This window comes from Pseudomonas sp. USTB-Z (assembly GCF_019691255.1).
GTDB lineage: Bacteria > Pseudomonadota > Gammaproteobacteria > Pseudomonadales > Pseudomonadaceae > Aquipseudomonas > Aquipseudomonas alloputida.
Genome location: NZ_JAECZP010000003.1, coordinates 12,572 through 25,351 on the forward strand (window position 1 = coordinate 12,572; position 12,780 = coordinate 25,351).

The 12,780-nt window shown below is 64.2% G+C and carries 8 protein-coding genes; 3 read left to right on the top strand and 5 right to left on the bottom strand.

Annotated elements, in window-relative coordinates; all coding sequences use genetic code 11:
• Positions 1–105: 105 nt before the first annotated feature.
• The 4 genes from I8746_RS04070 to I8746_RS04085 form a co-directional block, all read right to left on the bottom strand.
• Positions 106–3,012, bottom strand: a complete 2,907-nt coding sequence (locus I8746_RS04070; protein WP_221100179.1) for an HD domain-containing phosphohydrolase — start codon at positions 3,010–3,012, stop codon at positions 106–108.
• 152 nt (positions 3,013–3,164) lie between these two features.
• Positions 3,165–4,658, bottom strand: coding sequence for an aldehyde dehydrogenase (locus I8746_RS04075; protein ID WP_221100180.1), 1,494 nt, complete (start codon positions 4,656–4,658; stop codon positions 3,165–3,167).
• Positions 4,659–4,852: 194 nt separating this feature from the next.
• The gene (locus I8746_RS04080) at positions 4,853–6,235 is read right to left on the bottom strand and encodes an aspartate aminotransferase family protein (RefSeq protein ID WP_004575424.1); all 1,383 of its coding nucleotides are present in this window, start codon (positions 6,233–6,235) and stop codon (positions 4,853–4,855) included.
• 42 nt (positions 6,236–6,277) lie between these two features.
• On the bottom strand, positions 6,278–7,120 hold the full coding sequence (locus I8746_RS04085) for a helix-turn-helix transcriptional regulator (protein ID WP_221100181.1): 843 nt from the start codon (positions 7,118–7,120) through the stop codon (positions 6,278–6,280).
• Between the two features lie 282 nt (positions 7,121–7,402).
• Between I8746_RS04085 and I8746_RS04090 the strand changes: the two genes are divergently transcribed.
• The 3 genes from I8746_RS04090 to I8746_RS04100 all read left to right on the top strand — a co-directional run bounded on the left by I8746_RS04090 (position 7,403) and on the right by I8746_RS04100 (position 12,054).
• Positions 7,403–8,785, top strand: a complete 1,383-nt coding sequence (locus I8746_RS04090) for an APC family permease (protein WP_012052810.1) — start codon at positions 7,403–7,405, stop codon at positions 8,783–8,785.
• 154 nt (positions 8,786–8,939) lie between these two features.
• A complete protein-coding gene (locus tag I8746_RS04095) occupies positions 8,940–10,520 on the top strand; it encodes an aldehyde dehydrogenase (NADP(+)) (RefSeq protein WP_221100182.1) in 1,581 nt (526 codons plus the stop codon).
• Between the two features lie 160 nt (positions 10,521–10,680).
• The gene (locus I8746_RS04100; RefSeq protein WP_221100183.1) at positions 10,681–12,054 is read left to right on the top strand and encodes an 8-oxoguanine deaminase; all 1,374 of its coding nucleotides are present in this window, start codon (positions 10,681–10,683) and stop codon (positions 12,052–12,054) included.
• Between the two features lie 189 nt (positions 12,055–12,243).
• Here I8746_RS04100 and I8746_RS04105 read toward each other — a convergent pair whose 3' ends face one another.
• The gene (locus tag I8746_RS04105) at positions 12,244–12,735 is read right to left on the bottom strand and encodes a GNAT family N-acetyltransferase (protein ID WP_012052813.1); all 492 of its coding nucleotides are present in this window, start codon (positions 12,733–12,735) and stop codon (positions 12,244–12,246) included.
• Positions 12,736–12,780 lie beyond the last annotated feature (45 nt).

Sequence of the window (12,780 nt, forward strand, 5' to 3'; positions counted from 1 at the left end):
GACCCACAATACCCGGGTGGTCGGCGCTCTGCAGGAGGACGCAGGGAAAGGCCGTGGCGCTTGAATCGAGCGCCACGCGGTCTGATTTTTCAGCGCTGTCGCCCCTCAGCGCACAGGCCTCGCGGCGCTGCGCTCCTGAAGTTGCGCCAGCCAGTAGGCCACATCCACCTCGTCGATCTGCTCGGTGCGCAGGAAGCGCTCGGCATATTGGCGGTATACCCCGCTGCTGAGGAACAGTTGTAGCAGTTGCCCGTCGACGTGCCCCTCGCGGGCCATGGCCACCAGGATATTCACCGATTCGGACAGCGTCTTCGGGGGTTTGTATGGCCGGTCTGCAGCCGTCAGTGCTTCGAAGATGTCGGCAATCGCCATCACCCGCTCGGCGATGCCCAGATCCTGCCCGCCCAGGCGGCGCGGATAGCCGCTGCCGTTCATCTTTTCGTGGTGGTTGCCGGCGATGTCGGGTACCCGCTTGAGCTGGCGCGGGAGCGGCAGCGCACTGAGCATGATGATGGTCTGCACGATGTGTTCGTTGATCTTGAAGCGTTCTTCGTCAGTCAGCGTGCCACGGCGGATCGACAGGTTGTACAACTCGCCGTGGTTGCTGGCGTGGCCTGGCAGGTGCATGTCGAACCCCCAGATATTACGCGGGTCATCCTTGACCACCGGCGGCGTGCGGGTGCCCCAGGGCACGCAGTGCTCGGGGCGATCAGCCAGCAATGGCTCCTCTGTCGGCAGTGCAGGCTGCGGCACGCCGACAAGGCGTTCCGCCTCGTCACGGGAGATGCCCAGGCGGTTATCGAAATGGCGCAGCCAGCGGCGCTTGCCGATCACCTGCAAACGCTGGATATCGGTGTCCTGCATGAACTCGCCGCCGATGTTGGCCTGGGCGACGAAAGCGAAGTCGTCCTGCAGCTCGGCCTGGCTTCGCTGCAGTGCGGCTTTCAGCACCTGCTGGTCGGCGCCACTGGCCAGGCCTTGCCAGTAGGCCAGCTCCGCATCGCGCCACAGCACTTCGAAACGCATGCGGACTTCGTGGATGCGGTTGTACAGGGTCTCCAGCTTGGTCGCCTTGTCCACCACGTACTCGGGGCTGGTAACCTTGCCACAATCGTGCAGCCACGCTGCCACACGGAACTCGTACCGTTCTGCCTCGGTCATGCTGAAGCTGGCGAACGGGCCGCTGTCGGCTGCCACTGCCTGATCCAGCAGCATCTGCGCCAGCTGAGGCACCCGCTCGCAGTGGCCACCGGTATAGGGGCTCTTGGCATCGATGGCGTCTGCCAGCAGCTTGATCATGGCGTCCAGCAGGCGTTGCTGGGCTTCGACCAACTGGCGGGTTTCTATAGCCACCGCAGCCACTCCGGACAATTCCTCGACAAAGCGCCGGAATGGCTCGCCCACCCGCTCCTGCGCCTGCTCTTCGTCCATTTGCAGGACCAGGATGCCCAACAGTCCCTGGCTACGGTCATTCAGCACCACGGCCAGACTGCGCTCATGCAGGCCGAGGGCCTGGGTCATTGTTACAGCCAAGTGCTGCCGGGCGCCCTCATCCACTGCCAGCTCGCTTGGGTAGTGTTCACCGCGGCACGAGGCGGCCAGGCGCAGCAAAGCCTGTTCAGCGTCGTACAGGTAAACCCCGCCGGCGTTGCCCCCGGCAGCTTCTACCAGATGGTTCAGCACGCCGTCGAGCATGCGCTCCAGGTTTCGCTCACGGCTGAGCGTAAGGGTAATCGCCTGAAAGTGGCGAATGGTACCGGACATGCGGCTCAGCACGCGGCTCAACTCGCGCACCTCGGAAACCCGCGAGTGCACGCCCACCTCACGGCTGAAATCAAAGCAGGCCAAGCCTTGAACCTGCTCGCGCAACAGCCGCAGCGGGCGGCCAATGCGCCGGCCAAGCACACCGCCGAGCACCAGCAGTACGGCCATCAGCGCCACGGTCCAGAGCAACTGCTCGTACAAGACTTTGCGCGCCCCCACCAGCAACTCGTGGCCGGGTACGGCAATCAGCACGTACAAGTCGTGCCCGGCCAGGGTGGTCAGATGCACACGAATGCCATACCAGGTCTGGCCATCCACCTGATAAGGCTGAGGCTGGTTGCCCGTGGGCAGGTCAGCGTATAGCCGCGCCAGGCTGGGAGCGCCCAGCTCGGCGACACGCGACAGGCGCACGCCTTGCCCTTCGTGCACGATTGCCCGCTGCGGGTCCGGGTAGGCCACAACGTTGCCCTGGTCATCGACCACCACGATCTCGGTACCCGGGGTCATGCGCAGGTCCTGAGTCTCGCTGGCCAAGTCGTTGACCGAGACATCCAGGCCGATCACGGCGCCACCGTCGACGCTACGTTGGGCCATGGTCAAGCCGACCTCGCGGGTGGTGAAGAACACATAAGGGCGAGTCAGCACCGTAGAGGGTTGTACCGTGGCTTCAGCGAACCAGGGGCGCAGGCGTGGATCGTAGCGATAGTCAGGTTTGGCCTGGGCCTGCAACAGGTTCAGCGCCCGATCATAAAAACGCCACTCGCCCTGCACCTTGGCGCCCTCGCCATGGTTGACGCTCTGCACCAGAAATGCCGTGCCCGGTGGAGCGGCGAAACGCTGCATCAGCTGCGGGTCATGCAGGCGACGCACCAGCAGGAACTCGCCGCTGGGGTAACCCAGATAGGCGGCGCTGAGCATGCGGTTGGCGTCCAGCATTTCCACCAGCTGTGGCAGCCGATCCAGGCGCTGTGCCTGGGTGTGCACAGTCGGGTTGTGGGCAAGCAGGCGAATGCTGCTTTGCGCCGGCTCGATCAGGCGCCTGGCGCGCTCGTCGATCGTCTTGGCAACCTGTTGGGCGGCATCGCCAGCAGCAGCCACAAGGGTTTGGCGAATACCGCGGTACCCCTGCCAGGCCAGGGCAGCGCCGAGCAGCAGCATGCCCAGCACGATGGCCAGCGCCACCAGCCACTGCAGTGAAATACCACGTCCTCTATTGCCAACGACACGCCCCGTCGACACGCAGCCCATCCCAGGTACTCCATGTGCGGCACATTGCCTTGGCTGATGTCTGCAGCAGTGTAGAGTGCATGTGAGCGTTCTGCCGGGCCGGCAACACGTTTACAGACGATCGTGCAAGGCTTTGTACCGCGACGCAGGCGACGTGGGCCATGATCAGGACATCAGCCGCGCAACTGGTACCAGGTGGTCTTGAGCTGCGAATACTTGTCGAACGAATGCAGTGACAGATCGCGGCCAAACCCCGACTGCTTGCCCCCACCGAACGGCACCGTCACATCCAGCGCATCGACCGTGTTCACCGATACGGTACCGGCTTTCAACGCACGCGCTACCCGGTGCACCTGGTTGAAGTCGTCGCTCCACACCGAGGCTGCCAGGCCATAGATGCTGTCGTTGGCCAGGCGCACCGCTTCTTCTTCGGTGTCGAAGGCGCTGACCGCCAGCACCGGGCCGAACACCTCCTCCCGCGCCAGGCTCATACGGCCCTCGACACCGGCAAAAATGGTCGGCTCGATGTAGTTGTCCGAACCTTCGACGGTCAGGCGTCGGCCGCCACACACCAATCGCGCGCCCTCTTGCCCGGCACGCACGATGGCGGCCTCGATGCGGCCGGTCTGCTCGGCATCGACAATGGCCCCGGCGCGGCTCGCCGGATCCAGCGGGTTACCGGGCAGCCACTGGCGAGCCTTGGCCTGCAGGCGCTCGATGAACTCATCGTGGATGGCACGCTGCACGTACAGCCGCGAGTTGGCCGAACACACCTCGCCCTGGTTGAAGAAAATGCCGAAGGCGGCCTTTTCCGCAGCCAGGTCCAGGTCCTGGCAGTTGTCGAACACCAGGTTCGGGCTCTTGCCGCCGCACTCCAGCCACACCTGCTTGAGGTTGGACTGCGCCGAGTACTGCATGAAGTACTTGCCCACCTGGGTGGAGCCGGTGAAGACCAGGCAGTCCACATCCGGGTGCAGGCCCAGCGCCTGCCCGGCCTGCTCGCCCAGGCCCGGCACCACGTTCAGTACGCCTTCCGGCAACCCTGCTTCCAGCGCCAGTTGGGCCAGGCGCAGTGCCGAAAACGGTGATTGCTCGGCGGGTTTGAGTACCACGCTGTTACCGGCAGCCAGCGCCGGGGCCAGCTTCCAGGCGGCCATGTCGAGGGGGAAATTCCACGGCACCACAGCCGCGACCACGCCGAGGGCTTCGCGGGTGATGGTGGCCAGCGCATTGGCAGCAGTGGGCGCCACCTGGTCATACAGCTTGTCCAGCGCTTCGCCGTACCAGCCGAACACATGTGCCGAGCCCGGCACGTCAATGTTGTAGGCGTCCATCACCGGCTTGCCCATGTTCAGCGAGTCCAGCAGGGCCAGCTCCTCGCGATGGGCCATGATCAGCTCGGCCAGGCGCAACAGCACCTTCTTGCGCTCGCCCGGCGCCATGCGCGGCCAGGGGCCGTGCTCGAAGGCTCGACGGGCGCTGGCGACGGCCAGGTCGACCTCGGCCTGGCCGCAGGCGGTAACCTGTGCCATTACGTTGTGGGTGGCGGGGTTGATGGCTGCGAAGGTGGCGCCATCCTGTGCGTTGACGGGTTTGCCGCTGATAAGCGCCTGGGATGGCAGGTACAGATCCGAAGCGCGTTGTTGCCAGAATTCGAGGGTATACATGTGTACTCCTGGTAAGCATGGGAGCAATCTTTTGGATGGGGGCGTCGTCCCACGGATGGATCGCCGGGGCTGCTTTGCAGCCCAATCGCGACACAAGGCCGCTCCCACAAGAACAGCGTTGCCCCTGCAAGCGACGCGATTGCTGTGGGAGCGGCCTTGCGTCGCGATCGGGGCGCGAAGCGCCCCCAGAAGGCTTAGAGCTTGCCGACCAGCCGCGCCGTGCGGTCTACGGCTATCCGGGTCTTCTCCACCAGCTCATCCAGCTCGCTGTGGTTGGCGATCAAGGCCGGGGCCATGATCATCCGGCCCAGGGTCGAGCGAATGATCACCCCTTCCTCGAAACCAAAGGTGCGGCACTGCCAGGCCAGGTCGTTCTCGTTGGCAAAGCGCTTGCGCGTCGGCTTGTGCTCGGCGAACTGCAGCGCCGCCACCAGCCCGGCCCCTTGCACCTGGCCGATCAATGGGTGATCGGCAAACACTTCGCGCAGAATGCGCTGCAGGTACGGCCCCGTGTCGTCCTTCACCTGGCGCACGATGCCTTCGTCACGCAGCGCCTTCAGGTTGGCGATGGCCACTGCCGCCGCCACCGGGTGGCCGGAATAGGTCAGGCCGTGGGCAAATACCCCGCCGCGTTCCACCAACGCCTCGGCAATGCGCTTGCTCAGCACCAGGCCACCCATGGGCACATAGCCGCTGGTCAGGCCCTTGGCAATCGACAGGGTGTCGGGCTCGAAGCCGAAGTATTCATGGGCGAACCATTCGCCGGTGCGGCCAAAGCCACCGATCACCTCATCGGCGCACAGCAGCACGTCGTACTGGCGGCAGATACGCTGGATTTCCGGCCAGTAGCTTTCCGGCGGGAAGATCATGCCGCCGGCCCCCTGGAAGGGTTCGGCAATGAAGCCGGCAACGTTCTCGGCACCCAGTTCGAGGATCTTTTCCTCCAGCTGCAGGGCGCAGCGGCGGCCGAACTCGGCCGGGGTCAGTTCACCGCCCTCGGCGTACCAGTAAGGTTCGTCGATGTGTGCCACATCCGGAATCAGCCCGCCCATGTCGTGCATGAACTTCATCCCGCCCAACGCCGTGGCCGCCAGGGTCGAGCCGTGGTAGCCGTTCCAGCGGCCGATCATGACCTTCTTGCCTGGCTGGCCAACCACCTGCCAGTAGCGGCGCACGGTGCGGATCAGTACCTCGTTGGCCTCGGAGCCGGAGTTGGTGTAGATCGCGTGGCTGTAGTGCCCCGGCAGCAGGCTGAACAGCAACTCGGACAGTTCGATCACCGCCGGGTGGGTGGTGTGGAAGAACATGTTGTAGTAGGCCAGCTGATCCATCTGCGTGGCCGCGGCGGCCGTCAGGTCACGACGGCCATAACCGAGCTGGGTGCACCACAGGCCAGACATGCCATCCAGGTAACGCTTGCCCTCGCTGTCCCACAGGTGCAGGCGTTCGCCCCCGACGATCACCCGCGGCCCTTCGGCGTTCAGCGCCTTCTGGTCGAGGAAGGCATGAATGTGGTGGGCGGCATCGGCTGCCTGGTAGTCACGGGTCTGGCGTTGCGGGGCGAAAGGCGCGTTCATTGTTGGTTTTCCTTTGCGGTGGGGTTGCAGGGTAGCTGGCGCTCAGCGCAGCTTGCCCATGTAGCTTTCCAGCGGGTCCTTGCCCAGCACGCCCTGGGCATTGGCCAGTGCGTCGATGAACAGGGAGAACAGTTCGGACTGAGTGCCGATGTCGAGCTTGACGTAGACGTTCTTGCGGTGCGACTTGATGGTGTCTTCCGACACCCCCAGCCGCTCGGCCAGCGACCTGGTCGAGTGACCACGCAGGATCAACTGGGCGATACGGCATTCACGCTCGGTCAGCAGCGAGCTGCCGAAGTTGTTCAGCGCGGCATGGATACGTTGCTCGAGGATGTTCTCGAAGCGGCCTGCGCGGCTGTCCAGCCCGGCAAAATGCTTGCCGAGTACCGCCAGCACCCAAGGCGTGATGAGCCCGAACCGCGTGCGGCTTTGCTCATCCAGCTTGTCGGTGAAGGCCAGCGACACCGCCAGGCTTTGCCCGGGCGCCACCTGCAGGATGTAGTTGAGCTCATCCTCCAGGTGCGAGTGGCGGTAGAACGATTGGTAGTATTCGCTGACCTCGAAGTGATCGGGCGCCACTTCGAACAGGCCGTAGCAGCCGGATTCGACCTGTTCCACACAAGCACCGTAGAACGGGTCAAGCAGGTAGAAACCCGACAGGTAGCGGCTGACATTGCCTTCGGGCTGCCAAGGTGCCTTGTCATCCTGCTCGAACAGCGCACAGGGCATGCCGTCGTGCGGGTACAGGTACACCGTGGTCGCCTGGATCGGCCGTATCACACCCAGTGCAGCAAACAGGCTGGCGGCAAAGCCCGGTCGGCCAATCGCCTCGGTGACCTTGGCCTGGTGCTCGAACCATTGTGCTGAAAGCAATTGATTAGTCACTGTAAGCCTGCCGTTTCTTCTCAGTGGCACCGCCGCCAGTGCGGTGCGTCGTTGAGCAGATACTCCCACGGGCCTGCAGGCACCGGAATCACCCTTTGGGGTGAGCCGGGCAAGGGCAGTGGCCGCTCACCCCAAAGGGTGATTCCGGGTACCTGCAGGGTGTGGGAGCATCAACCCGCCCCAGCGCTGCGAGCTTTCCGCTCGACCTCCTTGCACAGCACCTAACGGTCGCGAGCCTGCTCGCCTGCCGCGGTGTCCTGCATCCCTTTTCAGGAGTTAGCAATGCATACAACAACAAGTACAGCCCATAGCCCCGCCCCGCATGCACCCTCGCAACCCGGCACCAGCACCGGCCGCTTCCGCAAGTCCATGAGCATGACCGCCCTGGTGCTGTTTGGCCTGGCCTACATGGTGCCCCTGGCCGTATTCACCACCTACGGGCTGGTCACCCAGATGACCAAAGGGCACCTGCCCACCGCCTACCTGCTCACGCTCGCCGCCATGCTGCTGACCGCCTACAGTTACGGCCGCATGGTCCAGGCCCACCCCTACTCCGGCTCGGTCTACACCTACACGCGCAAGGCCTTCGGCAGCCATATCGGCTTCATCACCGGTTGGACACTGCTGCTCGACTACATCTTTCTGCCGCTGCTCAGCTACCTGCTGATCGGCATCTACATGTCGGAATACTTCCCGACCATCCATGCCTGGGTGTGGGTGGCGGGCTCCATTGCCCTGGTCACCTTCCTCAACCTGATCGGCATCGAGTCGATCACCCGGGTCAACTGGATCCTGGTGGTGGTGCAATTGGTGTTCATCATCGTCTTCGTCGCCCTGTCCATTCTCAAGCTCAGCGGACAGGCGGAGCCGGTGTCGCTGCTGGCCCCCTTGCACCACGAAGGCTTCAGCGTGCCGTTGATCATGACCGGCGCCGCCGTGCTGTGCCTGTCGTTCCTCGGCTTCGATGCGGTGTCGACCATGGCTGAGGAAACCAGTAACCCGACCTACCGCATTCCCGTGGCGATTCTGGCGGTGTCGTTGATCGGCGGCCTGCTGTTTCTGGTGGTGTCTTATTGCGCACAGATGGTGTTCCCCGATTGGGGCAGCTTCGCCGATCCGGATTCGGCGTCGGTCGACGTGATGCGCCGGGTGGGCGGCGAGCTGCTGGTAACCGCCTTCACCGCGACCTACGTGGCCGGCTGCTTCGCTTCGGCCATGGTGTCCCAAGCCAGCGTGTCGCGCGTACTGTTCGCCATGGGCCGTGACGGCGCATTGCCGCGGGCATTCGGCCAGCTGGTGACGAAAAAGCGCGTGCCGGCCACTGCCATCCTGGTGGTCAGCCTGCTGTCGCTGATCGCCCTGGTGATCACCCTGGATACCGTGGCGAACATGATCAGCTTTGGCGCACTGTTCGCCTTTTCGGCGGTGAACCTGGCGGTGGTCAAGCACTACCTGGTGGACCAGAAACTGCGCGGTTGCCGCAACTGCCTGCTGTACGGCGCCATTCCCGGCCTGGGCTTTCTCAGCACGCTGTGGCTATGGAGCAGCCTGACCAGCCTGTCGTTCACCATCGGCCTGTGCTGGATGGGCCTGGGCCTGTTGGTGCTACTGGGGCTGACCCGGGCGTTGCGCGTGAAGCTGCCAGAGTTGCAGATGGCCGAGTGAGCCCTGACGCCTTGCGTGACCGCTCCTGCCGGGCATCGCGAGAACCCGGGTGATAACTGTTCGTTATCACCCGATCCGGATTAATCATTATTCAGCCCCCCGTTCGCCCCCCTACAGTCCTGACCAACGATTGTCATTGCCAACGGGAAACGAAATGTCCATCGAACACCGCCTGAACCACATCGCCGGCCAGCTCAGTGGCCACGGTGACGTGCTGCTGCACAGCCTCGACGCCCACACCGGTGAAGCACTGCCCTACGCCTTCTACCAGGCGACCGGCAACGAAGTCGAGGCCGCCGCCCAGGCCGCCGAGGCGGCCTACCCGAGCTACCGCAGCACCCGCCCGGACCAGCGCGCTGCTTTTCTCGACGCGATCGCCAGCGAACTGGACGCGTTAGGTGATGACTTCATCCAGGACGTGATGCGCGAAACCGCACTGCCTGAAGCACGCATCCGCGGCGAACGCAGCCGCACCAGCAACCAGCTGCGCCTGTTTGCCGAGGTGGTACGGCGTGGCGACTTTTACGCTGCACGCATCGACCGCGCCCTGCCCCAGCGCACCCCACTGCCGCGCCCGGACCTGCGCCAGTACCGCATCGGCGTGGGCCCGGTGGCCGTGTTCGGCGCCAGCAACTTCCCTCTGGCCTTCTCCACCGCTGGCGGTGACACCGCTTCGGCGCTGGCCGCCGGCTGCCCGGTGGTGTTCAAGGCACACAGCGGGCACATGCTCACTGCGGCCCATGTGGCCGCGGCCATCGACCGTGCAGTGACCGGCAGCGGCATGCCGGCAGGCGTTTTCAACATGATCTACGGTGCCGGTGTGGGCGAAGCGCTGGTCAAGCACCCAGCCATCCAGGCGGTCGGCTTTACCGGCTCGCTGCGCGGTGGCCGCGCCCTGTGCGACATGGCCGCAGCGCGCCCGCAGCCGATCCCTGTATTCGCCGAAATGAGCAGTATCAACCCGGTGATCGTGCTGCCGCAGGCTCTGCAGGCTCGCGGTGAGCAGGTGGCGACCGAGCTGGCCGCCTCGGTGGTGCTGGGCTGTGGGCAGTTCTGCACCAACCCGGGCCTGGTGGTGGGTATCCGGTCGCCACACTTCGAGCATTTCCTGCAAACGCTGGTGGCACGCATGGCCGACCAGAGCCCGCAGACCATGCTCAACGCGGGCACCCTGCGCAGCTACCAGAACGCTGTGCAGCACTTGCTGGCGCACCCGGGTATCCAGCATCTGGCCGGTCAACCGCAAACGGGTAACCAGGCTCAGCCGCAGTTGTTCAAAGCCGACGTGAGCCTGCTGCTCAATGGCGACCCGCTGTTGCAGGAAGAAGTGTTCGGCCCTTGCACCGTGGTGGTTGAAGTGGCCGATGCCCAGCAACTGGCCGAAGCATTGCGTCACCTGCAAGGTCAGCTGACCGCCACCCTGATTGCCGAACCTGACGACCTGCACGCCTTTGCCTCACTGGTGCCGCTGCTGGAACGCAAGGCCGGGCGCTTGCTGCTCAATGGCTACCCGACCGGCGTGGAGGTTTCCGATGCCATGGTGCATGGCGGCCCCTACCCGGCCACCTCCGACGCCCGCGGCACTTCGGTCGGCACCTTGGCCATCGACCGCTTCCTGCGCCCGGTGTGCTTCCAGAACTACCCGGACGCACTGCTGCCGGATGCGTTGAAAAACGCTAACCCGCTGGGGATTGCCCGGTTGCTGGAGGGTGTGAGCAGCCGCGAGGCGGTGTGATCTTTCATGGCTGCAACCCGTGCCGGCCTCTTCGCGGCTCAAGCCGCCAAGAGGCCGGCACGGGTACTTCGAGCTGTATACAATCAGTAAAAAGCTTGCTTACAATACCGAGCGCCTATGACATCGGTAATCGCCGATGCGTATTGCGCAGGCTTGCACCATGTCATCTACAAACCCTGCAAAAACGCTCCTCGTCAAAAACGCCGCACTGCTGGTCACCATGGACGGCGAACGCCGCGAAATCAAGAACGGCGGCCTGTTCATCGAAGACAACCTGATCAAGCAAGTCGGCCCCAGCGAAACCCTCCCGCAGCACGCCGACGTGGTTCTGGACATGGCCGGCAAGGTGGTCATCCCAGGCCTGGTCAACACCCACCACCACATGTACCAGAGCCTCACCCGCGTGGTACCGGCAGCTCAGGACGGCGAGCTGTTCAACTGGTTGACCAACCTGTACCCGATCTGGGCGCGCCTGACCCCCGAGATGATCGCGGTGTCGACCCAGACCGCCATGGCCGAGCTGATCCTGTCCGGCTGCACCACCTCCAGCGACCACCTGTATATCTACCCCAACGGCTGCAAGCTCGACGACAGCATCCACGCGGCGGCCGAGATCGGCATGCGCTTCCATGCCGCGCGCGGCAGCATGAGCGTGGGCCAGAGCCAAGGCGGCCTGCCACCTGACGCGGTGGTGGAAAAGGAAGCCGACATCCTCAAGGAATCGCAACGCCTGATCGAGGACTACCACGATGCCAGCCACGGCTCGATGCGCCGCATCGTGGTCGCGCCATGCTCGCCGTTCTCGGTCAGCCGCGACCTGATGCGCGAAGCTGCCGTGCTGGCGCGCCAGTATGGGGTGTCGCTGCACACCCACCTGGCCGAGAACGTCAACGACATCGCCTACAGCCGCGAGAAGTTCGGCATGACCCCTGCCGAGTACGCCGAAGACCTTGGCTGGGTCGGCCATGATGTATGGCATGCACACTGCGTGCAGCTCGACCAGCACGGCATTGAGCTGTTCGCCCGCACCGGCACCGGCGTCGCCCACTGCCCATGCTCGAACATGCGGCTGGCCTCGGGCATCGCCCCGGTACGCAAGATGCGCGACCACGGCGTACCGGTGGGCCTGGGGGTCGATGGCTCTGCCTCCAACGACGGCGCCAGCATGATCGGTGAAGTGCGCCAGGCCCTGCTGCTGCAACGGGTGGGCTTCGGCCCTGACGCGATGACCGCACGCGAAGCACTGGAGATTGCCACCCTGGGTGGCGCGAAAGTGCTCAACCGCAATGATATCGGCGCCCTGGCCCCGGGCATGGTCGCCGATTTCGTCGCCTTCGACCTGGGCCATGTGGCGTATGCCGGCGGCCACCATGACCCATTGGCGGCACTGGTGTTCTGCACCCCGACCCAGGTGCATACCAGCGTGATCAACGGCCGCGTCGTGGTGAAAGACGGCCAGCTGGCCACCGTCGACCTGCCGCGCGTACTGGAACGCCACAACCAGCTGGCCCATCAGCTGGTCAGTGGCACTTGAGGCCAGGCATCAGTTCGGCATCGCCGGGTTGAATGAAGGTCATGCGCAGCCCTTTGGGCTGCGCTGTCACATAGAGAACAAAGGCAGCAAGCCACCAACGTCAATCAAAGCGTTACCTGTTTTCCCATGAGGAAAGCCGGGTGCGTGGCTAGAAGCTGCGGGTAGCGCACACTACGATTTCACGTTCACTCAAAGGCCCATGACCATCTCATGCCAGGCCATGCCGCCGTGGTCCGACGGCGACGGTTTCACGTATCGGTAGCCCAGCTTCTGGTACAGGGCCACATGCTGCTCCTTGCACATCAGGTGAATGGTCTGCTTGCCCGCCGCATGCATGCGCCCGATGAATTCGTTCATCAACAGTTTGGCGTAGCCTTTGCCCTGGTGGGCCGGGTCTACAACCACCGACATGATCACCACGTTCGCTGCCGCCGGGTCATGGCCGACCAGCTCTTTGAAGGCCTCGTCGGACATCACGACCTCGTGGGCGCAGCCACTGTTGATGAAACCCACGATCTCGCCGTCACTTTCCAGCACCAGGAAGCCTTGTGGGTACTGCGTGATACGCGTGCGGATTTTCTCCAGCGTGGCCGCCTCATCCCCTTCATAGGCGCCAATTTCGATGGCGTAGCAACGCTCGGCATCGGCGGGAACGGGGGTGCGGAACTGAAGGGCGCTCATGGCAAGTATCCTTGGCAATGGTAAAGGCAGCCGCCATGATAAATG